The organism is uncultured Ruminococcus sp., from assembly GCF_946415235.1.
GTDB lineage: Bacteria > Bacillota > Clostridia > Oscillospirales > Ruminococcaceae > Ruminococcus.
On record NZ_CAMKRR010000036.1, the window covers coordinates 1 to 26,359 of the forward strand.

Annotated in this window: 28 protein-coding genes; 24 read left to right on the forward strand and 4 right to left on the reverse strand. The window is 48.0% G+C overall.

Translation table 11 applies throughout. The features are described from left to right. Positions 1-328, reverse strand: a 328-nt coding sequence (locus tag Q0R37_RS08365) for a pyridoxal-phosphate dependent enzyme (protein WP_294753293.1), incomplete at its 3' end; no start/stop codon positions are given. Between the two features lie 344 nt (positions 329-672). Continuing rightward, positions 673-1,578 (reverse strand): cohesin domain-containing protein, encoded by a 906-nt coding sequence (locus tag Q0R37_RS08370; protein WP_294753295.1) that lies wholly within the window; start codon positions 1,576-1,578, stop codon positions 673-675. 426 nt (positions 1,579-2,004) lie between these two features. Here Q0R37_RS08370 and Q0R37_RS08375 point away from each other — a divergent pair, with 426 nt between their 5' ends. The 18 genes from Q0R37_RS08375 (at position 2,005) to Q0R37_RS08460 (ending at position 18,940) form a co-directional block, all read left to right on the forward strand. After that, positions 2,005-4,065: a cellulase family glycosylhydrolase gene (locus Q0R37_RS08375; RefSeq protein WP_294753296.1), complete on the forward strand. Its 2,061-nt coding sequence runs from the start codon at positions 2,005-2,007 to the stop codon at positions 4,063-4,065. A gap of 263 nt (positions 4,066-4,328) precedes the next feature. Then, a complete protein-coding gene (locus tag Q0R37_RS08380) occupies positions 4,329-5,804 on the forward strand; it encodes a GDSL-type esterase/lipase family protein (protein WP_294753298.1) in 1,476 nt (491 codons plus the stop codon). Positions 5,805-5,863: 59 nt separating this feature from the next. Continuing rightward, entirely contained in the window at positions 5,864-6,781 is a 918-nt protein-coding gene (locus Q0R37_RS08385; RefSeq protein WP_294753300.1) for a YegS/Rv2252/BmrU family lipid kinase, read from the forward strand. A 2-nt stretch (positions 6,782-6,783) separates the two neighbouring features. After that, positions 6,784-7,767, forward strand: coding sequence for a DNA polymerase III subunit (locus Q0R37_RS08390; protein ID WP_294753302.1), 984 nt, complete (start codon positions 6,784-6,786; stop codon positions 7,765-7,767). 20 nt (positions 7,768-7,787) lie between these two features. After that, a complete protein-coding gene (locus tag Q0R37_RS08395; RefSeq protein WP_294753304.1) occupies positions 7,788-8,654 on the forward strand; it encodes a stage 0 sporulation family protein in 867 nt (288 codons plus the stop codon). Beyond that, on the forward strand, positions 8,654-9,265 hold the full coding sequence (locus Q0R37_RS08400) for an epoxyqueuosine reductase QueH (RefSeq protein WP_294753306.1): 612 nt from the start codon (positions 8,654-8,656) through the stop codon (positions 9,263-9,265). Before Q0R37_RS08395 ends, Q0R37_RS08400 begins: the two co-directional genes overlap by 1 nt. 183 nt (positions 9,266-9,448) lie before the next feature. Next, entirely contained in the window at positions 9,449-10,012 is a 564-nt protein-coding gene (locus tag Q0R37_RS08405) for a metalloprotease family protein (RefSeq protein WP_294753308.1), read from the forward strand. A gap of 32 nt (positions 10,013-10,044) precedes the next feature. Continuing rightward, positions 10,045-10,536 carry a Cys-tRNA(Pro) deacylase gene (ybaK, locus tag Q0R37_RS08410; protein WP_294753310.1) on the forward strand — a complete coding sequence of 164 codons (492 nt, stop codon included), beginning with the start codon at positions 10,045-10,047 and terminating at the stop codon, positions 10,534-10,536. 391 nt (positions 10,537-10,927) lie between these two features. Further along, a complete protein-coding gene (locus tag Q0R37_RS08415; RefSeq protein WP_294753312.1) occupies positions 10,928-11,353 on the forward strand; it encodes an Hsp20/alpha crystallin family protein in 426 nt (141 codons plus the stop codon). Between the two features lie 248 nt (positions 11,354-11,601). After that, the gene (locus Q0R37_RS08420) at positions 11,602-12,423 is read left to right on the forward strand and encodes an HAD family hydrolase (RefSeq protein ID WP_294753314.1); all 822 of its coding nucleotides are present in this window, start codon (positions 11,602-11,604) and stop codon (positions 12,421-12,423) included. 165 nt (positions 12,424-12,588) lie between these two features. Continuing rightward, on the forward strand, positions 12,589-14,319 hold the full coding sequence (gene iorA, locus Q0R37_RS08425; RefSeq protein WP_294753316.1) for an indolepyruvate ferredoxin oxidoreductase subunit alpha: 1,731 nt from the start codon (positions 12,589-12,591) through the stop codon (positions 14,317-14,319). A gap of 81 nt (positions 14,320-14,400) precedes the next feature. Next, on the forward strand, positions 14,401-14,796 hold the full coding sequence (locus tag Q0R37_RS08430) for a hypothetical protein (protein WP_294753318.1): 396 nt from the start codon (positions 14,401-14,403) through the stop codon (positions 14,794-14,796). Between the two features lie 15 nt (positions 14,797-14,811). After that, a complete protein-coding gene (locus Q0R37_RS08435; protein ID WP_294753320.1) occupies positions 14,812-15,588 on the forward strand; it encodes a hypothetical protein in 777 nt (258 codons plus the stop codon). A gap of 30 nt (positions 15,589-15,618) precedes the next feature. After that, a complete protein-coding gene (locus Q0R37_RS08440) occupies positions 15,619-16,194 on the forward strand; it encodes an indolepyruvate oxidoreductase subunit beta (protein WP_294753322.1) in 576 nt (191 codons plus the stop codon). Positions 16,195-16,286: 92 nt separating this feature from the next. Next, on the forward strand, positions 16,287-17,594 hold the full coding sequence (locus Q0R37_RS08445) for a phenylacetate--CoA ligase (protein ID WP_294753323.1): 1,308 nt from the start codon (positions 16,287-16,289) through the stop codon (positions 17,592-17,594). A gap of 66 nt (positions 17,595-17,660) precedes the next feature. Then, complete coding sequence (locus tag Q0R37_RS08450; protein WP_294753325.1) at positions 17,661-17,900, forward strand: hypothetical protein; 240 nt, start codon at positions 17,661-17,663, stop codon at positions 17,898-17,900. Between the two features lie 45 nt (positions 17,901-17,945). Beyond that, complete coding sequence (locus Q0R37_RS08455; protein WP_294753327.1) at positions 17,946-18,380, forward strand: amino acid-binding protein; 435 nt, start codon at positions 17,946-17,948, stop codon at positions 18,378-18,380. Between the two features lie 125 nt (positions 18,381-18,505). Continuing rightward, on the forward strand, positions 18,506-18,940 hold the full coding sequence (locus Q0R37_RS08460; protein ID WP_294753329.1) for a zinc ribbon domain-containing protein: 435 nt from the start codon (positions 18,506-18,508) through the stop codon (positions 18,938-18,940). Here Q0R37_RS08460 and Q0R37_RS08465 read toward each other — a convergent pair whose 3' ends face one another. Further along, positions 18,941-19,369 (reverse strand): hypothetical protein, encoded by a 429-nt coding sequence (locus Q0R37_RS08465; RefSeq protein WP_294753331.1) that lies wholly within the window; start codon positions 19,367-19,369, stop codon positions 18,941-18,943. Between the two features lie 66 nt (positions 19,370-19,435). Here Q0R37_RS08465 and malQ point away from each other — a divergent pair, with 66 nt between their 5' ends. The 6 genes from malQ to Q0R37_RS08495 all read left to right on the forward strand — a co-directional run bounded on the left by malQ (position 19,436) and on the right by Q0R37_RS08495 (position 25,898). Then, positions 19,436-20,908, forward strand: a complete 1,473-nt coding sequence (gene malQ, locus Q0R37_RS08470; protein WP_294753333.1) for a 4-alpha-glucanotransferase — start codon at positions 19,436-19,438, stop codon at positions 20,906-20,908. Positions 20,909-20,923: 15 nt separating this feature from the next. Beyond that, positions 20,924-21,883, forward strand: coding sequence for a hypothetical protein (locus tag Q0R37_RS08475; RefSeq protein WP_294753335.1), 960 nt, complete (start codon positions 20,924-20,926; stop codon positions 21,881-21,883). Between the two features lie 14 nt (positions 21,884-21,897). Continuing rightward, complete coding sequence (locus Q0R37_RS08480) at positions 21,898-24,243, forward strand: glycogen/starch/alpha-glucan phosphorylase (RefSeq protein ID WP_294753337.1); 2,346 nt, start codon at positions 21,898-21,900, stop codon at positions 24,241-24,243. A gap of 229 nt (positions 24,244-24,472) precedes the next feature. Then, a complete protein-coding gene (locus tag Q0R37_RS08485) occupies positions 24,473-24,910 on the forward strand; it encodes a hypothetical protein (protein ID WP_294753339.1) in 438 nt (145 codons plus the stop codon). A 4-nt stretch (positions 24,911-24,914) separates the two neighbouring features. Then, positions 24,915-25,403 (forward strand): hypothetical protein, encoded by a 489-nt coding sequence (locus Q0R37_RS08490; RefSeq protein WP_294753341.1) that lies wholly within the window; start codon positions 24,915-24,917, stop codon positions 25,401-25,403. Positions 25,404-25,415: 12 nt separating this feature from the next. Beyond that, on the forward strand, positions 25,416-25,898 hold the full coding sequence (locus Q0R37_RS08495; RefSeq protein ID WP_294753343.1) for a hypothetical protein: 483 nt from the start codon (positions 25,416-25,418) through the stop codon (positions 25,896-25,898). Between the two features lie 61 nt (positions 25,899-25,959). Here the strand turns inward: Q0R37_RS08495 and Q0R37_RS08500 are convergent, their stop codons facing one another. Beyond that, a complete protein-coding gene (locus tag Q0R37_RS08500) occupies positions 25,960-26,238 on the reverse strand; it encodes a sporulation transcriptional regulator SpoIIID (protein WP_294753344.1) in 279 nt (92 codons plus the stop codon). Positions 26,239-26,359: the final 121 nt, after the last annotated feature.

Here is a 26,359-nt window from a genome sequence, read left to right on the forward strand (position 1 = left end):
CCTTCATGAGGTTGCGGCGCTCGATGCTCATGGTCTCGGGCATTGTGATGATAAGGCGGTAGCCTCTTGAAGCTGCGACGGCTGCGAGACCGATGCCTGTATTGCCGCTGGTGGGCTCGATAATAACGCTGCCATCTTTGAGTATGCCCTTAGCCTCTGCGTCATCTATCATAGCCTTAGCAACTCTGTCCTTAACGCTTCCTGCGGGGTTGAAGTATTCGAGCTTTGCAAGGATAGTTGCACTGAGGTCATTGTTTTTCTCTGTGTTTGTGAGCTCAAGGAGCGGAGTACCGCCGATGAGGTCTGTGATCTTCTTATAAATAGCCATAATAATATCTCCTTTATAAATGTTGATATATTGTATTCATTTTGATTTGGAATATTCGCCGTCAGCGGCAACATCGCCCGTAATAACAAGTAAACATGATGTACCTCCAAGTAATTTCATATTACCTATATGTTTGGTATGATTATATTATATCAGCTGAATTTACATTTGTCAACCCTTTTTTGAAATTTATTTTTGAGTGTGAAGATTTTTCCGATTAATCGGGCATACTGTGATCGCAATTGCGAACGCCTTAGGCTTGACAAAACGCAAAGATCTTCACATACCAAAATAAAAAAGCCATAAAGAAGCAGCTGCTTCCTTATGACTTTTCATAAAGCTTATTATTTCGCGCCTGTTTCAGTGCCGCGGGCGATCTTTGCGTAGTCGCCTGCTGCTGTGATGCTCTGAACTTCCATTGCGTTTGAATCGTAGTATACCCAGAGGAGCATAGCTGCGAGACCGGGGTTGTTCTTTACATTGATGTAATAATCAACTGTATCGCCGGGCTTTGCTGAAACATTGTCACCGTAAGCAACGAACTCTGTTTCACCCGAAACGTCCTGAGCCGCAATGTCGCCGCCTACCCTGATATTGCCCTGAAGTACCTTTGGCTTCATGGGAACGCCGCGGAGACTTGAGAAGTCGGGGTTGAATCTTACAGCGTAGTCCTTTTCGGGGATATTATCCTTGAGCTTGAAGGTGACCTTGACAACCTGATCGTTGAAAGCGTAGCCGTCCTGAGTGATCGGAACGCCCTTATACTCGGTCTCGGTATCGGGGTCGATGGAAATGTCTATCCACAGGCAGTATCTCTTATCGGTCTTGCTTACGTAATCGTCAGCGGAGATATCCTTTGTAACTACCTCTGTAACTGTCTGACCCTGAGCGTCTGTAGCCTTTTCGCCGTTAGCCTCTGTTACCTCGACTATCTCTGTAGCGGGCTCGCCGGAAGTGGGATCCTCGCTGCTGAGGTCTTCGCCCATAGGAAGACCGCTTCCTTCGAGATCGGCAGGAGAGCCTGACTGGAAGGGAGTTACCACAACATTTCCGTCATCGTTCTTGATCTGGCCGATGTCGTTGGAGATAGTAGGGGTCTGACTGTCCGCGGCAGTAGTAGCCTGCGAGCTTGAACTGTCATTTTTGCTGTTTGAACCGCTTTCATTTTTAGCGGAACATGAAACAATAGAAGAAAATGCGACGCAGACAACAGATGCCAGCGCTATAGCTTTTTTCTTTGAATTATTCATAGTTTTGTGTCCTTTCATAAAGGTATGCGGTTTGTTTACGCGCAGTGAGCGCATAGCTGTTTTCTATAAATATTATACACTTGCGGTATAGGTTTGTCAAGACAAAGGGGAAATTGTAATCAATTATTTGACAAAGAGACACACTTTTACCACTTATGCTTCACCGTTTTGTCATAATTATTTAATAACTGCTCATCAGCCGAAAAAACGGCATCGGACATATATGCGCCGGAAATCGTTTTTTAGCTGTACGGGTGCACGGAAATGGAGTTATTGGCAGATTAATATATAAAGTTGTTCCGTAACGGTGTATATTAGGCAAAATCATGCATTGAAAATAATGATGCTGCGTGATATAATTGAAATAGGTGTTTTTAGTATGCCTTTGATGAGAGATCGGGGCATTATAGGAAAGGACATTTAACAATGGGAAAAAAGGCAATGGCGCTCTTCACAGCCGCAGCGATGCTGCTGCCCGGCGTGTCATGCGCTAAGAAAGGCGGATCGCCCGACTTGTCGGCAAAAGAAAAAGAGACAACGACAGGCGCACAGGAGCTGACGACCGCCGTTATTGAGGAGGAAACTACAGAGATGGCAACCGAGCATACAAGCCCAGTTGAGACCGTTTCGGCTATGATCGGCAATCAGATAACAGACGGGAGGGTTATCGGAAGAGCACAGGGAAGCAATACCGCTAAATTCCCCCTTGCCGATCTGATCGATGAAGGGGACAGGATAGTTTCGTTCACCTTCATCATATACTCAGGCGATGGTACGAGCAATATAGGCGAATTCAAAGGCGGCTGCGGAATATCCGTAGAGGACAAATGTCCTGCCGCGACACATAAGGGCTGGTTCCAGTCGGAGGAGTTTACAGCCCCCACACAGGGAACGTACGGAGAGATAACATGGTACGTGCCCGATGAACTCAAGGACTATATCCACGAGAGCGGTGAGGTGATGTTCGGATACTGGTGGGGCGGCTGCGAGAGTCTCAGGATAGAGAACGTCATATGCACCCTCGAAAGGACGCAGGATATCCCCGTTGACGGCGAGGGCAAAACAAAATGCGGCGAGACCGTGAGCTATTCCGAAGGTGACAGGACGGTACGCATACCTCTCAGCTTTATCCCCGAGGGAATGATACCCGAGGTTGTGACGTTCAGGATAGCTTCGGACGGCAGGCTCGGAAAATTCACGGGAGCCTACGGAATAAGCTCGTCGAGCGGCGAATATGTCTCGGGCGATACGGCAGTATTTACCGATGATTCCGAGCTTGAGCTCGTGTGGTTCGTCCCCGACAAGGCAAAGGGCTACATCGCGCGGGATAACGAGATACTGTTCAGGTACTGGTGGAGCGAGCAGCCCACCGTTACAGTCAAAACTGTAGGTGTAAAGTTCAGCACGGGCACGGGAGACTACCCCGCACCTGCGGTACAGCCCACAACAGAGGTAGCTACGGAGATAGCCACACACAATGAGAGCGGCTTCCGCAGCGCAAGCGAGATAGTATCCGAGATAAAGGTAGGCTGGAACCTCGGCAATACTCTCGACAGCTATAATACGGGCAAGACAGGACTCAGCACGGAGTCGGGCTGGGGCAATATGAAGACCACGAGGGAAATGATAAATTCCGTCAGAGCCGCAGGCTTCAACGCTGTAAGGATACCCGTAACGTGGGCAGAGCATATGAAAGGCGATACCATACAGACCGAATGGCTCGACCGGGTTCAGGAGGTCGTTGATTACGCATACAATGAAGGACTTTTCGTAGTGCTCAATATGCACCACGATGACTATATATGGTTCGATCCTCAGGACGCTTCCTACGAGGGCGACAGCGCCCGCCTCAAGAAGATATGGGAGCAGATCTCAGCGCGTTTTGCCGACTATGACGACAAGCTCATATTCGAGGGTATGAATGAGCCGAGAACGGTAGACTCTCCTATGGAATGGATGGGCGGCACGAAGAACGAGCGAAAGATAATCAACAAGTACGCCAAGGACTTTGTTGATACCGTCCGTGCAAGCGGCGGAAAGAACAAGGACAGGACTCTAATAGTAACGTCCTATGCGGCATCTGCCGACAGCGTAGCCCTTAATGATATGACGGTGCCGAATGATAAGAACATAATATTCTCCGTACACTACTATGCTCCGTGGAGATTTGCGGAGGGCGCGGATACAGTCTTTACCGAAAGCGGCAAGGGCGAGCTCGATGCCAAGTTCTCGGAGCTCAAGCAGAAGTTCATAGACAAGGGCATCCCCGTTATCATAGACGAATTCGGCTGTGTGAACGCTGCCGATTCGGCAACGAGGGGTGGTTATTACAAATATTACATAAGCGCCGCAAAGTCAAAGGGCATCAAGTGCTTTGTGTGGGATAACGGCAAGATGAACGGTGAATCGGGCTTTGGCATATTCAACAGAGGAGCTCTCACATGGGAGGGCAATATCCTCAGTGCTATAATGGAAGGCGCTGAATAAATAAGGGTAAATAACTTTTTGGGCGGTCGTTAGCGGCTGGGCGTTTGTGGCATAATAAGCAATTGCGAACGCCTTATGCTCAATAACCCACAAATAATTACCGGATGCGGAGCTTTGCTCCGCATTCTTTTGCTGCCTGTATTTCGGCAGTATATGCTGAAATACAGACGTCCGACAGAAAGAAACAATACTTACCGCTTGACATTGAGTAAGAAATATTATATAATCAGCGTATAAGATTTATATTATAGGAGGGTATCCACATGAAAAAATTTATTTCAGCATTTATCTCAGCAATCGTGGGAGTCAGCGCAATGGCGTCATTCACAGTGACGGGCGCAGAAACAGAAGAAACTTCCGCAAAGAAGGGCATGGTCATTCTCGGAGACAGCATTGCTTCGGGATACACAAGAAAAGGCAGTGTAAAGCATAACTACGGGGAGATATGCGGCGATTACCTTGGCTGTGATGTTTATAACTATGCCGTAGTAAACGACAATACCGACAATATGCTGGCAAATATGGCAGCATTCAGCGATGAACAGAAAAAAAATCTTGCTGATGCCGATTATGTAGTAATTTCCATAGGCGGAAACGACATTGCCGAGTATGTGGCAAAGTATATGCTTGATTACGCAGAGGAGAACGATCTTTTCAACGAGGGCTATTCCGCAAAGGATATTCCCGCAAAGCCGAGCCTTTCCGACATAACCACGATGATAAACATCAACGGAGAGGGCGGACTCAAGGAGACTGTTGCGGACTCGTTTACGGCGCAGATGAAGTTCGGTGCGGTTCTCGGCGACCTTGTTGACGAAGTAAGCGGAATAAAGGACATTTACACAAAGAAGTACAGCGGCGGCCTTATCGGTGACCATATAGTTCCCAATATCCAGAAGGCAGCCAATGATATAAAGAAGGTAAATCCCGACGCAAAGATATATTTACAGAACATATACCAGCCTCTCCAGTTCAATCCCGAGTATATGACGAGCAGATTCGGAAAGAACGAATCCATTGTCAATATCCTCAGAGCTGACCTTGAGGACGTAATGAATTCCTACAGTCAGCAGATCTCGGATATCAGCGGCGTTGAGGTAGTTGATGTAAAGTACCAGTTCACAGCACTCAATAAGATACCGAGCGCAAACAAGGACGGCAAGAACAACAACGGCTATGCATACTACTTTGTTGATATCCAGTCAGGCAGCGCTTCTGCAATGGATATACACCCCAATCAGAGAGGCCACGTTGCGATCGCAGCAGCGATACTCGACAAGATCGGCGATCTCCATGTTGATGACGGACTCCTTTCCAAGACCTTTGACAGTCTCGTTGACAAGGAAAAGTATCCAGAGATACCTCTTGCAACATACGAAAAGGTAGCAGGAAAGAAAGCTAATCTCACACCGACAACAACAACCACCACAACAACTACTACAACTACCACCACCACAACAGTCATCACAACGACCTCACAGCCCGCACCCGAATACAAGCTTGGCGATACGAACAATGACGGATATATTGACGCAGTTGACGCAGCAAACGTACTTGTTGAGTATGCAAGACGTTCTGTGGGCACAGCAGGCAAACTGACGGAAGCTCAGGCAAAGGCAGCAGATGTTGACACCAACGGTCTTATCGACTCCGTCGATGCTTCAAAGATACTCAAGTACTATGCGTATCTTTCAAGCACAAAGGAAAATGTCAAGTCTTTTGAGAATTTCTTAAAATAAGCACGAAAAATCAGCGGACAGTAAATCTGTCCGCTGCTTCATAATGAGGGGGACAGCCAATGAAAACAATGTATTTCGTAGTCAATCTTATGGCAGGAAAAGCTGTTATGAACAAAAAGCTCGGAGCGGTCATAGATGAATTCATCAAGAACGACTTCAACGTAACGGTGCACATAACACAGAGCGGAGACGACGCTGCGGAACAGGCAGCCTATGCCTGTAAAAAGGGCTACGATCTGCTGGCTGTTGCCGGCGGAGACGGTACACTGAGCCGGTGCCTTCACGGAGTTATGAGCTGTGAAAAGAAGGTCCCCATAGGCTATGTGCCCTCAGGCTCTACCAATGATTTCGCAAAGAGCCTCGGCATACCCTCGGACCAGCTGAAGGCAGCATCTGCCATATCACACGGCGAACCCGTGCTCTGTGACGTAGGCGGCTTCAACGACAGCTATTTTTCTTATGTTGCGGCATTCGGAGCTTTCACCAATGTCACCTATGAAACGCCTCAGAAGATAAAGAATATCTTCGGACACGCAGCCTATATCGCAGACTGTGCCGCTCACATCGGCACTATCAAGGCAAAGCCTCTGCGTATAGAATATGACGGCAACGTGGTAGAGGACGAGTTCATATACGGAATGATAACGAATACAGCCTCCGTTGCGGGAATGATAAATATGAAGAACTTCCTTCTTGATGACGGACTGTTTGAGATGACCCTTGTCAGAAAGCCGAAAAATCCCGCTACCCTCGGTATGACAGCTCTTTCGCTCCTTAAAAACGACGTCTCGGACAAGAACATACTGTTCTTCCGCACTCAGGATGTTACTGTCACCAACCTTTCCGAGGAGCCGTTCACATGGACGAGAGACGGAGAATACGGCGGCATGGATAAGGTGATACACCTGCACTGTTACAGAAAAGCGGTGCCGTTTATAGTATGCGGCAAGGAAGAGCTTCCCTTTGAAAAGGAATGAGTATGAAGAAAATATACGGAAATCAGCAGCTCAAGGACACTCTTGAAAGAATGGCGTCAGGCGGCAGGACGGCACATTCACTGATAATAAGCGGCGATAAGGGCAGCGGCAGAAAGCTTATGGCAAGGTACTATACACAGGCTCTCATGTGCGAGGCTCCCGCGGACGGAAAGCCCTGCGGCGTCTGCAATACCTGCAAAAATATCGTGAACGATGTCCACCCCGATGTGATATACCCGAAAAAGACGGGAAAGCTCGGCAATTACAGCGTGGAGACCGCCCGTGAAGTCATAGCCGACGCCTATATAAAGCCCAATAACAGCAGCGGCTGCAAGGTATATATCTTTGCGGACTGCTGCAATGTTGACGAAAGGACGCAGAACACGCTGCTCAAGCTCATAGAAGAGCCCCCGGAGTATGCCTATTTCATATTCACCTGCGGCTCAAAGTCGGAATTCCTTCCGACAATAATCTCCCGCTGCGTGTGCTTCACGACCTCCCCCTGCACCGAGGAGGAAGCAGCGGAAGCCCTTGCGGACAGCGGATACAGTCAGCAGGATATACGTGCCGCAGTTAGCTGCTTTCACGGAAATATCGGAATGTGTGAGAACTACATAAACGATGAGGCACTGAGAAAGCGTGTGGATTTGACAAAATCGCTTGCCGATAGTATAATAAGAAAAGATGAATATGCTCTCGCAGTCGGACTTTTCTCCCTGGGAAGGGAGCGTGAGGACGTGAGAGAAGCGCTGTCCATGCTTGATAAGCTTGCCCGTGACGCGGCAGTGCTCGCAAAGGACAGCGATGCCCGTACCATAGGCTGCTTCCGTGAGGGAGCGCTCACGCTGTCACAGACATTGACGGCGTATCAGTCCGCGCGTATACATTCCTGCATAGAGAATGCATGGAAGGCAGTGGACAGGAATGTGGGCATACCGCTGGCGCTTACGGCGCTGGGCGCAGAGATAATGGAGATAGTCGGATAGACTTTCAGATAGGAGCTTCTATGAAAGAGATAGTCGGAGTACGCTTCAAGAGCGTAGGTAAAATATACTACTTTTCCCCGGGAAATATAAAGGCAAGCGTGGGCGACCACGCCATAGTTGAGACGATACGCGGAGTTGAGTGCGGAGAGGTCGTCATAGCCAACCGCCAGATAGACGACGAGCTTGTAACATCGCCACTCAAGCCCATAATCAGGCTTGCGGACGAGAACGACATGAAGACCGTAGAGAAGAACAAACAGCGTGAAAAGGACGCTTTCAAGATATGCGAGGAAAAGATAGCCTTCCGCAAGCTGAGCATGAAGCTTGTGGACGTTGAATGTACATTCGACAACAACAAGCTGCTTTTCTATTTCACAGCCGAGAACCGTGTTGACTTCCGCGAGCTGGTAAAGGACCTTGCGGCAGTATTCAGAACAAGGATAGAGCTGAGACAGATAGGCGTCCGCGACGAAGCGAAGATACTTGGCGGACTGGGCATATGCGGCAGGGAGTTCTGCTGTAAGGGCTATATGGGCGATTTCCAGCCCGTTTCCATAAAAATGGCAAAGGAACAGGGACTTTCCCTCAACCCCACGAAGATATCGGGAACCTGCGGCAGACTCATGTGCTGCCTTAAAAACGAGCAGAACGCATACGAAGCACTGCTGAAGATAACGCCGAAGGTAGGCGCTATCGTAGTAACTCCCGAAGGTGACAGGGGCAAGGTCGAGGACGTAAACCTCATCACGGGAAAGCTCCGCGTAAAGACCGAAAAATCGGAAGTCCCCGTAACTCTTGACAGGAGCGAGGTAAAGCTGCTCAAGGATGCCGAGATAAGGGTAAACAAGGAGGAGCTCAAGGCTCTCAAGGAGCTTGAGGACAAATAATGGAAGGCAAGCCAAAGACGAATTACGGTCTGCTTCTGGACAACAAGCTCAGTGAGCTTGAAAAAAGCGGCGAAAAGCCGTCACTTCTGCTCCATGCCTGCTGTGCTCCGTGCAGCAGCCATACGCTTACGGTGCTTGAAAGATACTTCCGTATAACACTGTATTTCTGCAATCCCAACATAGCTCCCGAGGAGGAGTTCGCCTTCCGTTTTGCGGAGCTGAAACGACTTGTTAAGGAAATGGGACTGGATATCCCCGTTATCGAGGAGGAGTACGATCCCACGCCCTTTTACGAGCTTGCAAAGGGACTTGAGGACCTGCCCGAGCGCGGAGAGCGCTGCCGCAGATGTATTGCCTACCGCCTGAGAATGGCAGGAAACAAGGCAAGGGAGCTTGGCTGTGATTACTTCACCACCACATTGACCATAAGTCCCCATAAGGACTGCACCTTCATCAACGAGTGCGGAGCGCAGATACAGGACGAATGCGGAGTTGCATATCTTTTCTCCGACTTCAAGAAGCACGACGGCTACAAGCATTCCATAGAGCTGTCAAGGCAGTATGACCTGTACAGGCAGAACTACTGCGGCTGCGTCTACAGCAAAAGGTAGGGAACGCCGCCCTCGGCGTTCCGAAACTGTCAGCCGGTAGGGGCGCACAGTGTGCGCCCGCATATTGACTGAAATGTAACATGATATGTTTTGCAGGGGCTGCCTTTGGCAGCCCGTATCATATATACAAGCAGGGGCGGATAATATCCGCCATGAGCTTTATTCGCAAAGAGGTGAAATATTTTGAATATAAAATTCATGGGGAAATACAATAACGATCCGCGTTCATTGCCGAAAGGGGAAATGGTATCGGGAGCCCACAGGATAAAAAAGATAGATAATCTCGTTTTGCTTAACATAGTTATGACTGTTATCTCTTGTATTCTTGGATATATGTTCCTGATATTTTTTATTAATGTTTTCGGAAGAGAGCTTCTCAGTATAGGCGGAGTTGCAGCAGCGATACTTGCGTTTGTGTTTATAATTCCGCATGAATATATCCACGCTGTTTGTTTCAAGGAGAGTGCTTACATTTATGTCGGCAGCGGTTTGCTTTTTGCTATGTCACCTGAGCACATGAGCAAAAAGAGGTATCTTTTTATGTTAATGCTGCCGTTTTTGCTGCTTGGAGCACTTCCCCTCGGGGCAGGCTTGATCGCTCACTGTGCTCCGCTTGCTATTTTTGGAGCTTTGAGCATAGTTACTTGTACAGGCGATATTTATTATGCGATAAATGCGCTGTTTCAAGTACCCTCAAACGGAAAGATATACCTTTATGATATGGTCAATTACTGGTATGAAGGCTAAAAACGGCAATAAATATTTAAGGAAGAAATACAATGGGCAAAGAACTGAAAACCAACGCAATGCGTTTTCTTGATAAAAGCAAGATAGAATATACCGTCCAGACCTACGAATGTGAGGAGTTCATCGACGGCATACACACAGCTGAGAAGCTGGGGCAGCCCCTTGAGGAGACCTTCAAGACCCTCGTCGCAAAGGGAAAGAGCGGCAGCTATTACTGCTTCCTGCTTCCCGTGGCGCTGGAGCTTGACCTGAAAAAGGCTGCAAAGAGCGTGGACGAGAAGTCCGTGGAGCTTCTCCACGTAAAGGACATAACGGCGGTAACGGGCTATGTACGCGGCGGCTGTACGCCCATAGGCATGAAGAAGCAGTTCATGACCGTGATACACGATAGTGCCGAGACCATGCCGCAGTTCTACATAAGCGGCGGCAGGATAGGTGTGCAGATACATCTTTCCCCGCAGGCACTTGTAAAAGCCATACGCGGAAAATTCGAGGATCTTGTGCTTGCACAGTCGGAGCTTTGAGCATATCTTCAATAAAAATTTTCGTGAAAATAACTTTTTTGGTGGTCGGAAGCTGCGGGGCGTTTGCGTAATTGCCCCGAACCACAAACACAAATTCTGTCAAGGCCGCCATTTATGGCGCTTGTTACAGTCTTGACCGAATTTGTGTTTGTGGTATAATAAGCAATTGCGAACGCCCTATGTTCAATAAAACACCAAAATATTTATGATTAGCACTCTCACACTGAGAGTGCTAATTTTCATTATACTGTCACAGAACCTTGATATTCCTTTCAAAAAAGGGCTGTAATATATAGACAATGAAACGAAAGGGAGCGATACCGATGGAAAGTGCATATTATGAGGAAAACTGCATAGGATAAATATGAAAAAATTATTGGAGGTATGAATTATGTATGGACTTACACCTTTCGGCGGCACAGGCTTTGATCTGTGGAACGCATTCAGTGACTTTGACAAGAGCTTTTTCGGCAGCAATATGCCGATGAACAACTGCCGTACAGATATCCGCGATGACGGAGACAAGTACGTTATGGAATCCGAGCTTCCGGGCTTCGAGAAGGAGGATATCAAGCTCGACATCAACGGCTCGCAGCTGACTATTGCAGCGGAGCACAGCACAAACAATGACGAAAAGGACGAGAAAGGCAATTATATACGCCGTGAGAGGACTTTCGGCTCGTATAAGAGGAGCTTTGATATCGGTGATATCAACACCGACGCTATCACTGCGGAGTACAAGAACGGTATCCTTACCATTGAGCTCCCGAAGAAAGCGTCCGAAGCACCTGTTGCCAGAAGGCTTGAGATAAATTAAATACCGATATAAAGGGCGGACACGGGCTTCCGTCCTTTATTTTTTTATGCAGGGCGGCTTTATGGCCGCCCTTTTTCAATATACGGCTGCTCGCCGCTTTATGCAGGATTAACATTCTGAGCTGTCAAAATCCGTCGGAATGTACAAATCGCACTTCCGTTAAAAATTATTTCTTCACTTTTTTGACTGAATATGCTATAATACTATTATGAATATCCATATGCAGATCACGGGGGTGACCATAAAACTTGAAAAGGCTCTATATCAGCGATCTTGACGGCACACTTCTGAGCCCTAAGCCTGAAATAACGCCTCATACCGCAGAGATAATGAACGCTCTTGCCAAAAAAGGCATGAACTTCACCTTTGCCACTGCGAGGTCCATATATTCGGCAGTCCCCATAACGTCGGCACTGGATATAAATGTACCGTGCATACTTATGAACGGCGTCAGCATTTACGATATAAAGAATGAGCGCTACATAAAGAGCGAATTTTTTGATCCTGCGGTATCTGCGGAGCTTATCCGCATATATAAGCGCCACGGCGTTGAATGTTTTATGTACCGCATAGACAGGGGAGCTCTTACCTGTTATTATGAGGAGCTCACCAGCAGAGTTATGCAGAGCTTTGCCGAGGTCAGGAAGCAGCAGTACAAAAAGCCTTTTGTGCAGTGCCGCCTTGAGGAATGTGCGGACGAGTATACCGTGTACTTCACCACAAGAGGACGCTATGAGGAGCTCCTGCCCGTAAAGCTTGAAGCTGAGAAGATAGAGGGCATCGACTATGCTTTCTACCTTGATGTTTACGACGATTCGTGGTATCTGGAGCTCTTTTCCCATAAAGCCTCCAAATCTAACGGACTGCGTTTTCTCCGTGATAAGTACGGCTTTGATGAGATAGTCGCATTCGGCGACAACCTCAACGACCTGCCCATGTTTGCGGAGGCGGATATAAAGGTCGCAGTAGGCAATGCAAGAGACGAGGTAAAGGCAGCCGCCGATATAGTCATCGGCACCAACTCCGAGGACGGAGTTGCAAAGTGGCTGGATTATGAACTGAGCCGTTAGCTTGTTGTAGGGGCGCACAGCGTGCGCCCGAATATGAAACAATTAGCACACGGGCGAACAATGTTCGCCCATACAAGCGGCGAAGCCGCTTCCTAATGGCTAAAAGCTAAAGGCTAATGGCTTTATTGATATGATAATCTTTAACATGAAAGGAAAATATATAAGATGAAGAAATTAATGCTGGGAAACGAAGCCTTCGCAAGAGGCTTGTATGAAGCGGGCTGCCGCGTAGTATCGAGCTACCCCGGAACTCCTTCAACGGAGATAACCGAGGAGGTCGCAAAGTATGACGAGGTGTATGCGGAATGGGCTCCCAATGAGAAGGTTGCAATGGAGACAGCTCTCGGAGCTTCCATCGCAGGTGCAAGAAGCTTCTGCGGAATGAAGCACGTTGGTCTCAACGTAGCCGCAGACCCGTTATATACAGCAGGATACACAGGCGTAAACGCAGGTATGGTCATAGCGGTTGCCGACGATCAGGGTATGCATTCCTCTCAGAACGAGCAGGACAGCCGTCACCACGCTATCGCATCAAAGGTACCCATGCTTGAGCCTTCCGATTCAACAGAATGTAAGGAGTTCGTCAAGCTTGCCTTCGAGCTTTCGGAGAAGTACGACGCACCTTTTATAGTAAGAATGTCCACAAGAGTTGCTCACTCACAGAGCATAGTTGAAATGGAGGACAGAAACGAACTCCCTCTCAAGGACTATGAAAAAACACCGAGCAAGTTCGTAATGATGCCCGCTTACGCCAAGGGCAGACACGTATTCGTTGAGGAGCGCACAAAGAAGCTCAGAGAGTACGCAGAGACCACTCCCCTCAACAGAGTTGAGATATCCGACAAGGCTGAATTCGGCGTTATCACAAACGGCGCAGCTTATCAGTACGTAAAGGAAGCTCTCGGCGACAAGGCTTCCGTACTTAAACTCGGCATGGTTAATCCTCTCCCCGTAAAGCTCATTCAGAATTTTGCTGCTAAGTATCAGCAGGTATACGTTATCGAGGAGCTTGACGGCATAATCGAGGAGCACTGCCGCAATATCGGCGTGAACAACGTGAAGGGCAAGGAGATATTCGGCTACATAGGCGAGCTTCCCCAGTCTGTTATCGCAGAGAAGCTCCTCGGCGAGAAGAAGGACTTCGTGTCACTTGATGACGAGATACCTGTACGTCCTCCCGTTATGTGTGCAGGATGTCCCCACAGAGGACTTTTCTACTGTCTTAAGAAGCTTGGCGTTACTGTATCGGGTGATATCGGCTGCTACACTCTCGGAGCTGCCGCACCTCTCAACGCTATAGATACGACTATATGCATGGGAGCTTCCATCTCGGGGCTTCACGGCTTCAACAAGGCAAGGGGCGCAGAGTCCGAGCACAAGACAGTTGCGGTCATCGGCGATTCCACCTTTATGCACAGCGGCATGACAGGTCTTGTGAATATAGCTTACAATAATTCAAATTCCACAGTTATCATACTCGATAACTCCATTACAGGCATGACAGGTCATCAGCAGAACCCCACAACAGGAAAGAACCTGAAGGGCGATCCTGCTGCGGCTGTAAATCTTGAGGAGCTCTGCAAGGCTATCGGCATCAAGCGTGTCCGCGTTACCGACCCCTACAAGCTTGCGGAGACCGAGGCAGCTATCAAGGAGGAGCTTGCAGCTGATGAGGCTTCCGTTATCATCTCACGCCGTCCATGTGCTCTGCTCAAGTACGTAAAGCACAATCCGCCCGTAAAGGTAAATACTGACAAGTGCGTAGGCTGCAAGATGTGCATGAAGCTGGGATGTCCCGCTATCTCGATGCGTGACAGCAAGGCAGTCGTTGACCACACTCTCTGCGTAGGCTGCGGCATATGTCAGGAGCAGTGCAAGGTCGGCGCTATCGAGTGAGCAGAACTCAGAACTAAGAACTAAGTAGGGGACGGCGTCCTCGACGTCCCATAAATTTGAACTGAATTTACGGAGAAGATCATGTTACAGATGAACATATATGAGGAATTCGCCCACTGGCTGGACGATCTCCTCGAAAACAACGATATGCCTGCGGAAACAAAGGCGTTCTGCTTCAATCTTTATGAGGAGTCGGAAGAGGACCACATCTACGGAGTGCAGCTCGTTGCCGCCTGCGAGTTCGATCCCGACGACAAGGACGGCGAATGGGCCTGCGAAGAGGTCTGGAGCTGTGAGGAGAACATCTTCACCGTTGATACCTCAGATGAGGAAGACACAGGCCGCGAACACGCTCAGGCTCTCATAAGGGAAATGGCCGAGGAGTACCTCAGCGGAGGCAGATATAAGGATATAATAAACGGAGTAAAGGGAACTGCCATTGGATTTGTTGATGGAGACCTTGAAATAATAAAATAAATCAGGAGAATAGAAATGGACGATTTAATGGCAGGTATCGGCAGCTCCAACGGTATGAACGATATAAACGAGCTTGCAAAGCAGGCTGAACAGGCTTTGCAGACCCGTAGCAATACCGTTCAGGATCAGCAGTCCGCAGGCTACAGCAATGCACAAAGCGGCTACGGACAGAGGTCGGCAGAGCACAAGGGCGAACCTCAGTACACTCCGACGCCTGATTTTTACGCCGCATACAATGACAAGCTCAATAACGATACCGACTTCATGGTGATCGTAAAAGGCGCCATAGGCGCGTTGATAGGAGCTATCCCGGGCTTCTTCTTTATAATGATGCTTGCGAGGTACGGACTTATAGCCTCCATATGCGGTACAGTTCTTGCTGCGGGCGTATTTTTCGGCTATTATCTGGGTACGCGAAAGAACACCTTTGACATCAAAAAATGCGGCATCGTCTGCGGAGCTGTTATGATAATAGCGATATTTGCAGCGGTGCGGGCTTCATGGACGTACAAGCTGCGCGATTCGCTGAAAATGGCAAAGTCCTTTTCATACTCTTATATGGATATGACCGACATGACTGAGGCTGAGGTCGATGAAGCCATGAACAGCAGCTTTCAGTTCCTGGTAGGCGATGACGATCCTACATATTCCAACTGCTCGGCCAATTTCAGCAAGCTGCTTGCTATATTCGACCTGAGAGGAAAGTTCTTCGGCTCTCTCGGTGAAAACTATCTTTTCTGCGCTATGGGCGCAGTTTGGCTGCTGAGCAAGTTCGGAAAGAAAAACTATTAAAGAATAATAATCACTAAGGAGTAATATATAATGGAAACTAAATCTATAATGATAGTCGGAGTCGGCGGACAGGGTTCGCTGCTTGCTTCGAGACTTCTGGGAAATGTGCTTCTTGCACAGGGCTATGACGTAAAGGTCAGCGAGGTGCACGGAATGTCTCAGAGAGGCGGCTCCGTTGTGACATACGTAAAGTACGGCGATAAGGTATATTCGCCTGTTATCGAAAAGGGCGAGGCTGACGCTGTTATTTCCTTCGAGCTCCTCGAAGCTGCAAGGTGTCTCCCTTACCTTAAAAAGGGCGGAAAGCTCATAACCTCCACACAGCAGATAGACCCTATGCCCGTTATCACAGGAGCTGCAAAGTATCCCGAGGATCTTGTGGAGAAGCTCAGGGCAGCAGGAGCCGAGATAGTTGCTGTAGATGCGCTTGCACTTGCTGAGCAGGCAGGCACGGCAAAGGCTTCAAACGTAGTGCTCATGGGCGTACTTGCTTCACGTATGGACTACCCCGACGAGCTGTGGCAGAAGGCACTGGAGCAGTGCGTACCGCCAAAGTTCCTTGACCTCAACAGGAAGGCTTTCGAGCTGGGCAAGAATGCAAAATAAATAGAACTAAGAACTTAGAGCTAAGAGCTAAGAAAAATAAATCTTAGATCTGAGATCTTAGATCTCAGATCTGAAAAAGGAGTCGAAGTCCAATGGAAAAGTATTGGAACAAAGAGATCGAATGTGCTTCACGGGAGGATATGAAAAAGCTCCAGGACGAGCGCCTCGTGAAACAGGTAAAGCACGTATACGATAACGTGAAGTATTACCGCGATCTCATGGACAAAAAGGGTGTCAAGCCCGAGGACATCAAGGGAACAGAGGATCTTCACAAGCTGCCCTTCCTCAGCAAGGCTGATCTTCGTGACGCATATCCCTATGGTCTGCTCGCGAAGCCCCTCAGCGAATGTGTAAGGATACATTCCACCAGCGGCACCACAGGCAAGAGAGTTGTCGCCTTCTATACACAGAATGATGTGGATATGTGGAACGACTGCTGTGCAAGAGCTATAACAGCTGCGGGCGGCACGAATGAGGACGTTGTTCAGGTGGCATACGGCTACGGACTTTTCACAGGCGGTATGGGACTTCACGGCGGTTCTCACAAGGTTGGCAGCCTTACGCTCCCCATGAGCTCGGGCAATACCGAAAGGCAGATACAGTTCATGCAGGACCTCGGTGCTACGATACTCTGCTGTACGCCGTCATATGCGGCTTACATAGGCGAGACCATATACGATATGGGTATATCTCCCGACGATCTCAAGCTCAAGGCAGGTATCTTCGGAGCTGAGCCGTGGACTGAGGAAATGCGCCGCTCTATCGAGAAATCCCTCGGTATCAAGGCTTTCGATATCTACGGACTTACAGAGTCCAGCGGTCCCGGTGTTGCATTTGAATGTTCGGAGCAGACAGGTATGCATATAAACGAGGATAACTTTATCCCCGAGATAATCGACCCCGAGACGGGAGAAGTACTCCCCGAGGGAACAGTGGGCGAGCTTGTATTCACAAGCATCACCAAGGAAGCCTTCCCGCTTCTCAGATACCGTACACGCGACCTCTGCGTACTCAGCAGGAAGAAGTGCTCGTGCGGACGAACTCTCATAAAAATGGCAAAGCCTATGGGCAGAAGCGACGATATGATGATAATCCGCGGAGTAAACGTATTCCCGTCACAGATAGAGACTGTTCTTATAGAGCAGGGCTATTCGCCCAACTATCTTATCGAGGTTGACAGAGTAAACAATACAGATACTCTTGATATCAGCGTTGAGATGAATCCCGAGCAGTTCTCGGATAAGGTAAAGGATATGCAGAAACAGGAGAGAGACCTTGCAGTGGCTATCAAGACCATGCTTGGCATCAACCCCAAGGTCCACCTGGTGTCACCGAAATCTATAACACGAAGCGAGGGTAAGGCTGTCAGAGTCATCGACAGGCGAAAGCTTCACGATTAAGGTTTATACAGCGTCGTCAGAGACGCGCTGTTAAATATTTTCCATTATTTTAAGGAGGTTTCATTTATGAAAATCAGATTATTTTCCACAAACTATATGCCGGAACAGGAGAAGTACCAGAGATTTGCTGCTTTTGAGAACGAGCTCAATCAGTTCATCCAGGGGGTAAAGGTCATCGACATCAAGTACAGCACATCGGCAGGTCTTTGCCATGACGCACAGACACACGTTAACGAGTACGTTGACGAGCATTCTGTTCTCGTTATGTATGAGGACCTTCCCAAGACAGCTGCCAAGAAAAAGTGATCCTTCACGGCATAGATATTATCCTGACTTGAAGGAGGAAAACATATGTCAAACGTAAGACAGATCTCGGTATTTGTTGATAATAAGCCCAATCAGCTGGCAGGGGTCATGAAGATGATAAAGGAGTGCAGGATCAATGTCCGCGCCCTCAGCCTTGCCGACACAAGTGATTTTGGTATTGTCCGAATGATAGTCAATGATACGGATAAAACTGTAGAAAAGCTCAAGGCAGCTTCATACGCTGTGACGGTAACAGAGGTAGTCGCTATATCCATTCCCGATTCTCCGGGACAGCTGAGCCGTGTGCTCGATATCCTCGGAGCAAAGAATGTAAATCTCGAATATCTCTATACTTTCCTCGGTAAATCGGACAGATCTGTTTCGTTCGTTATCAGGGTGGACGACATCGCAAATGCCTCCGAAGCCCTTACAGACGGGGGGATTATTCAGCTTACCGAAAATGACATTGCTGAGATGTAAGGATTGCACAAAAAGCCTGACTGTTTGTAAAAATATTTTGAAAACGCTTGACATAATTCCTGTTAATGTTGTATAATACAAATGGATAAGAATTACGAGAAAATATTCGACAGGAGTGATGTAAAATGAGTATTCTCGATAAATTCAATGATGCAAGCAGAGGCGTTTCGGAGAAGGCAAAAAGCATTTCAGAGGCTAATAATCTGAAAAGGAAGATACTTTACGAAGAGGAAAGGATCGTAGAGATCTTCACCGATATCGGCAAGAAATATTACAAGGAGCACGGAGAGGACGCTGAGGCTCTCAAAGCGCTCTGCGACGACATAGATACAAGACGCAGAAGAATAAAGAAGATGAGATATGAGCTCAATGGCATAAGGGGCTATAAGGTGTGTCCCAAGTGCGATGCAGAGGTCAATGAACGCTTCCAGTTCTGCGGACGCTGCGGCGCAAGACTTCCCGATATCGAGGACGAGGACTTCATGTCGCTTGAGCCTAATGATTATTACACGGAAAGCAGCAATAACTTCTTTAATGCTGATCCAAACAAGAATTATTGATCATAAGGGCTGTTCCGAGTTTATCGGAACAGCCTTTTTGTTCAAGGACTGTCGGCTGAGAGTGCGGTATATCCGCCTGCATAGAAGCCTTGCGGGGATACACAGCACGAACCAGAGACAGGAAAAGGGGATACATATCTGACCGAGGAAATTAAAGGGCATATCCGAGTAATCCCATACGTTCCAGTGCATAATAACATTGTCGAAAATGCCTACGGTGAGTTCTATGGCAGTTATGCTGAGAGTTCCTGCGATACAGCTCCTGATAAGCGTCATGGAATTGCGGCTGTTTATGATGTAAAGCACCGTGAGCACCAGACCTCCTGTCAGGGACATGGTCCAGTGAGTATATCCGCGCATGACTATTTCGATAAGGCTGTAACAGAAATATCCCATAAGAAAAGAAAATAAGAGCTGTGAAAGCTTCATGGTATCACCTCACAAAATAGTATCAACATATTTCAGAGTAAATATACGGAAAGGGAGTTGGAATAAATGCGAAAGAGCTGCATACTTATGCATATATCGAGCCTGCCGTCGAATTACGGCATAGGAAAAATGGGAAAGGCGGCATTTGAGTTTGTGGATTTTCTGAAGTCCGCAGGTGTGAAATGCTGGCAGATACTGCCCATATCCCCTACGAGCTACGGTGATTCGCCGTACCAGTCATTCTCGGTAAATGCGGGAAATCCTTACTTTATCGACTTTGAGGTCCTTGAGGGCGACGGACTTCTCGAGCGCCACGAATACGATATGTTCGACTGGGAAAACGAGCCCGATAAGGTGGACTATGCCCTGCTGTACGATAACTGCTATGATGTGCTCCGTATAGCCTACGAGCGCTTCAAGCCCGCAAAGTTCCCCGATTACAGGAAGTTCTGCACGGAGAACAAGAAGTGGCTCGACGAGTATGCCATGTTCATGGCACTGAAATTCCGCTATGAGGGCAAGCCGTGGTATTCATGGGACGAGGAGCTCTCCATGCACAAGGCAAAGGCTGTTGCTCAGGCAAAGAAGGACCTGAAAAAGGAGATAGGCTTCCATAAATTCATACAGTTCGAATTCAGCCGCCAGTGGAAGGAACTGAAAAAGTACGCCAACGACAGCGGTATCGAGATAATAGGCGATATACCCATATACTGCGCCCTTGACAGCGTTGAGGCGTGGGCTTCGCCGAAGCTTTTCCGCTTTGACAAGAACCGCCGTCCCATAGCCGTTGCAGGCTGTCCGCCCGATGATTTTTCACCCCTGGGACAGCTGTGGGGAAATCCTCTCTATGACTGGGATTACCACAAAAAGACAGGCTATGAGTGGTGGATAGACCGTATCGGAGCGGCTTCAAAGCTGTACGATATAGTCCGTATCGACCATTTCCGCGGCTTTGAGAGCTATTACGCCATTCCCTACGGCAACGAGGACGCAACTGTGGGAGAGTGGAAAAAGGGTCCCGATCACGAGCTTTTCAAGCTTGCGGAGAAAAAGCTGGGCAAGCTGAAGATCATTGCCGAGGATCTGGGATTTATAACTCCCGAGGTAAGGAAAATGCTGGACAAATGCGGCTATCCGGGTATGAAGGTATTGCAGTTCGCATTCTCCGACGGAAAGAACGAGTACCTGCCCCATAATTACGGCAGCACAAATTATTTCGCGTATACGGGAACTCACGACAATGAGACCCTCAACGGCTGGGTGGAGTCTTTAGATAAGAAGTCCCTGAAATTCACCATGAGATACCTCAATGTAAAGCGCAAAAAGGATATCCCCGCAGCTGTGATAAGAGCTGCATGGGGAAGCGTTGCGGAGGTGGCTGCGGCGCAGATACAGGACTTCCTTGACAGTCCGAAGGAGGGAAGGATGAATACGCCCTCGACTCTTGGCGGCAACTGGGAGTTCCGCACTCAGAAATCGGATTTTACCCCCGAGTTGGCAAAGAAGATAAGAAAGCTGAACAAGCTTTACAACAGATAATGAGGTATATGTATTATGAGAAGATTGGTAACGGCACTTACAGCCGCTGTGATACTTGCAGGCTGCTCTGCAAAAGAGGCTGAGGTGCAGGAAAATACCAAAGACGAAACAACTGTTGTTACAACAGAAATCACTTCCGCAGTGATTTCTTCGGAAACTGCATCAGCTCAGAAAACTGCGGCAAAAAAGACAACTGCAAAAACTACTACCGTACAAACGACGGCAGAAGCTTCAGCTGCCGAGTCTAAGGCAACAGCTTCAGCTCCTCAGAATACGGCTTCGCCTGATTCCGAAAAGCATTACACGACTTACGGAATTGGGGGGGCTGAGGAGATACCCGAAGCAGAGTGGAAGGCTCTTACCAAGGTGAATGAGAAATACGGCAAGACATTTGAAGTCGTTAACAGAATCCTTGACTGGGAGCACTACCCTAAGACCATACTTAACGATGACGGTACGACAACTGTTATCCCCTATGAGCGCGATCCCGACGAGCCACTCGATGTGTTCTATGTCTTAAAGGACAGTGACGGCGTTTGCTTTGAGGCTCATATCAAAGAGAATACCGATATTATAACCCATGACACCTATCTCTTTGATCAGTATAAGGAGCGGATCTATAAGGAAGCTGCAGGCTCACTGCAAAAACTTGTGCCCGGCGGAAAGGTATATTTCAATGGAAGTGACAACGGCGAGCTTCCCTTTGAAAGTCCTGCCGAGATGACATATGAGGAGTTCCGTCAGGCTTTTGCCGAAAACAAAGGATATGTGTTCGGATGGGTATATGTTGCGGAAGGAATGGACGTTTCCGATGATATGAGAGCGTACAGCCCAAGAAGAGGAGACGGTCATCCCGGAGAGTACGGGTATCTTATAAAAGTCCATGTGGCGCAGGTCTCACAGGAGGATTACGACCGCCTTGATGATATGACCACTGAATATCCGGGACAAATGGAAATGAAAACACTCAATTAAAGGAGCAGGGGAATATGGATAAGAAATTGTTTATTGAGAAATTTACAGGAAGACTTCCAAAGGATATAAAGAGCGCAAGTCCTCAGCAGCTCCACGACGCTCTCGGAAAGACGGTCATGGAAATGTTTGCCGACAGGTGGAGCAATGCCCGTCAGGAGCACCTTTCAAAGCGCCGCGCGGCTTACCTTTCAATGGAGTTTCTTGTGGGAAGGGCTGTTTACAATAATCTGCTCGTTCTCGATATATATGACGAGGTTGAGGCAGCATTCAAAGAGCTGGGGCTTGATCTTGCAGACCTTGAGGAGATTGAGGACGCGGCTCTCGGAAACGGCGGCCTCGGCAGACTTGCTGCCTGCTTCCTTGACAGCGCCGCAGCTTTAGGACTTCCCCTTGACGGCTACGGCATACGCTATAAGTACGGACTTTTCAAACAGTCAATAGTTGACGGTTTTCAGCGTGAGGAGATAGACGACTGGACGAAATACGGCGACCCGTGGTCGGTGCGCTGTGATGAGGATACTGTCCTCATAGAGTACAGCGGTCAGACCGTAAAGGCAGTGCCATATGATATGCCAATATTCGGCTTCCGTACGGAAAACGTGGGTACTCTGAGACTGTGGCAGGCTGAGCCTGTAAAGGAGTTCGATTTCGATGTGTTCAACAAGCAGGACTACCTTGAAGCGTCAAAGGAAAAGATATACGCCGAGGACATATCCCGTGTGCTCTACCCCAATGACGATACCGACGAGGGCAAGAAGCTCCGCCTGAAGCAGCAGTACTTCTTCAGCAGTGCTTCACTTACGGATATAATAAAGAAGCACAAGGCAAGATACGGCACTCTTGATAACTTAGCGGACTATATCTCTGTGCAGCTAAACGATACTCACCCTGTTATCTCTATCCCCGAGCTCATAAGACAGCTTGTGGACAACGAGGGCTTCACCTTTGAGAAGGCTCTTGATATGGCAAAGAGGATATTCAACTACACCAACCATACCGTAATGCAGGAGGCTCTCGAAAAGTGGCGCACAGACCTTGTGGAGGAGCTTCTCCCGAGGATTTACGCCATTATCATTCAGATAAACGAGGCTCTTATCGCAGATATGTACAAAGCGGGAGTCGAAAGGGAAAAGACAGACCGCATAAAGATAATCAAGGGCGATCTTATCCACATGGCGGATATGGCTTGCTATGCTTCGAGCCATATAAACGGCGTTGCGGAGATACACACACAGATACTCAAGGATACGGTGCTTGCGGACTGGTTCAGCCTTTATCCCGAGCGCTTCCTCAACGAGACCAATGGCATCACTCAGAGAAGATGGATAGCACTCTGCAACAGGGAGCTTTCCGCTTTTATCACGGAGCTTCTCGGAAGCGACGACTGGATAAACGATCTGGACAAGCTGAAAGAGCTTGCAAAGTATGCGGACGATGAGAATATACTCCGCCGCTTTGCGGATATCAAGCAGGGCAAAAAGGATCAGCTCGCAGACTATATAAAGGCTCATGAGGGTATTGAGATCGACTCGGAATCAATATTCGACATTCAGATAAAGCGCCTCCATGAGTACAAGAGACAGCTCCTCAATGCTTTCTCCATACTGTGGATATACTACGGCATAAAGGACGGAAGCATACAGAACTTCCCGCCGACTACCTTCATTTTCGGTGCCAAGTCAGCTCCCGGATACCGCCGCGCAAAGGCAATAATCAAGTTCATCAACGAGGTGGGCAGGATAGTCTCAGAGGACAAGGATACCTGCGATCTTATAAAGGTAGTGTTCGTGCAGAACTATAATGTTTCCTATGCGGAAAAACTTGTTGCGGCAGCTGATATCTCGGAGCAGATATCCACGGCAGGCACCGAGGCCAGCGGTACGGGAAATATGAAGCTCATGCTCAACGGCGCGGTAACTCTCGGAACCTACGACGGCGCTAATATCGAGATAGTGCGGGAAGCAGGTGAGGAGAACAATTATATCTTCGGCGCAAGAGTCGAGGAGCTTGAGAAGATCGTTTCCGAGTACGACAGCAGAAGTATATTCGCAGGGGACGATATGATACGCAGAGTTGTGTCCTCTCTTATCGACGGAACTGTTTCCGACGGCGGCAGCGGAGACTTCCGCGAGCTGTATATGTCTCTCCTTGACGGCGCGAGCTGGCATGCTCCCGATCATTATTACCTCCTCGGTGATATGAGGGACTATGTTGAGACAAAGCTGCGCTGTATTTACGACTACAGCAATGACAGACGCGCCTTTGCACGTAAGCAGTGGCTTAATATGTGCAATGCGGGCAAGTTCAGCTCCGACAGGACTATCGCGGATTATGCCGAGAATATATGGGGGATAAAATAAGCTCTCTGTAAGGGGGCTGAAATAAGCCCTTATTAAACGGAAAACCGTTTAATAAAGAAAAAATAATTTTTGATTTCTCTGTTTTGCATAAAATCAGGCACCCGTATTTGTGAGAGTTTCACAGGTACGGGTGCTTTTTAGTGACATTTGTCACCGTGAAAGTGACAGCTGACACCTTAAAAATGCTCCCTTTCCGTGATATTATGATATCAGAAAAGGAGGAGAGCTTATGAAAAAGTCGGAAAAAATACTGCTTGTTATATCGGCTGTGCTTACAGCTGTGGGTGCGGTCTCAATATTTTTTGCATGGATGTCAGCCTTTTTGTTCGCTGTCGGTCTGAGTATGGGCTTCTGCACTTTGATATCCCACTTCCTCAATAAAAGAAAAACGGATACTATGCCGTGGTGGCTTGTACTGCTGTTCATACTTTCTTTCCTGCCTGCGGCTCTCTGCATTTACTGGTCGGCGGACGCTGGTATAAACGGTACGGGAAACGGTATGCTATTTCCGAGGATATACGGCCGGAAAGCATTCTTGGAAACACTTTTCATATCTTCCTTCCTGCTTACGGTATTTCCTGCCATACCTATGGCGGTGATAGTTCAGGTGAAATTCATAATGTGTATAATAAACATGAGAAAAGCGCGTAATTCTGAAAGGAGCTGAGTTTATGAATAAGGCGGAAAAAACTCTTATAGGCGTATTCGGTTTCGGTATAGTCCTTTTCCTTGCTTACTGCATTACAGAGGGCTTGCAATGCATCAGATTTTCTCACGGCTTTGAAAGGGGATATTTTTCCGAATTCGGCGTGATACTTGTGGTTTCCTGTCTCGGACTGTTTGCGGTGTTCGTTTCTCATGCCATGAGGAACAGAAAAAACAAAGGGAAAAAGCTCATCACAAATGCGGACAGGATATGGTTCAGATTATCCTTTATCCCCTTCGGTCTCATCATACTTTACGGTTTGTTCAGCGCGTTTTTCGGTATCAGCTTTCTGTGGTCCAAAAGCTACGGCATAGACGGTTTTCTGGTAGCAGTGGCGTGCGGAGCTGCTTTACTGGTAATAATACCTGTGCTCCCTTTGTGTATCGTATGGCAGGTCATTTATCTTGTAAGGCGTCACAAGGCTAAAAAGGCTGAAAAAGCTGCTTTGCAGTGAGGAGATGATACTATGAAAAAGTATGAAAAGGTACTGCTTGGCATATTCGTAATCGGTATCATTGCGTTTATTGCCGATTTCTTAATTGAAGTATGTGCGGCGGGAACAGAGCTTGATTATCATTTCTTCGGCGGCATAACAAAGCTTTTAAGTGCGCTGTTTATGATATCGGTTTTCGGACTTATGGCATTGCTTGTCAGTGTACGGCTGAGGAAGCGCGCCGAAGCAGGCGAGCCGCCCATATCAAGGATTTACAAAATATCGTTTATCCTGTCGTTTGTGCCTTTCCTGGCTATGGCGGTATATTTTGCCATGCAGGACGAATTTGTCTTCATGGGAGAAACAGTCGCTGTTGGTGCGAGGGCATTTTGGGATCATATGATAATCGGAGGTGTGGTCGTTTTCAGCATCATCGTTCCTGTATTTCCTGTGATAATATTCTGGCAGCTGCTCTATATCGTCAAGAGGATAAAGTACAGAAATCTTATGAAGTAAGTGCGATAAATATACTGACAGCGCCGCAGCTTTATGCTGCGGCGCTGTTCGTTCAAAAGCTTTATCGGTAAAACCGTCCTTTCTTATGAACGGTCATGGCTTCGTACTTCCGTTTTGTGGCAAGTCCGCCGCGGATATGGCGTTCCTGCTTGTTTATTTCAAGAATATCCTTTACTTTGGCAAAAAGCTCGGGATCGTCGGTCCTGAGCCGCTCGCTTACGTCTTTATGGACCGTGCTCTTTGAGATACCGAAATATTTTGCGGCAGCTCTTACGGTCGACTTGTTTTCGGTTATGTACTTTCCGAGCATCACCGCCCGTCCCTCAGGCTGGATCTTCAAACACATCACCTCTTTTCATGACGTTTACTTAATGTATATGTCACAAGAAGGAGATAGATGTTACGATAAATCAAAATTTATATTTGTAGGGGCGGATATTATCCGCCCGAAATTACACTTG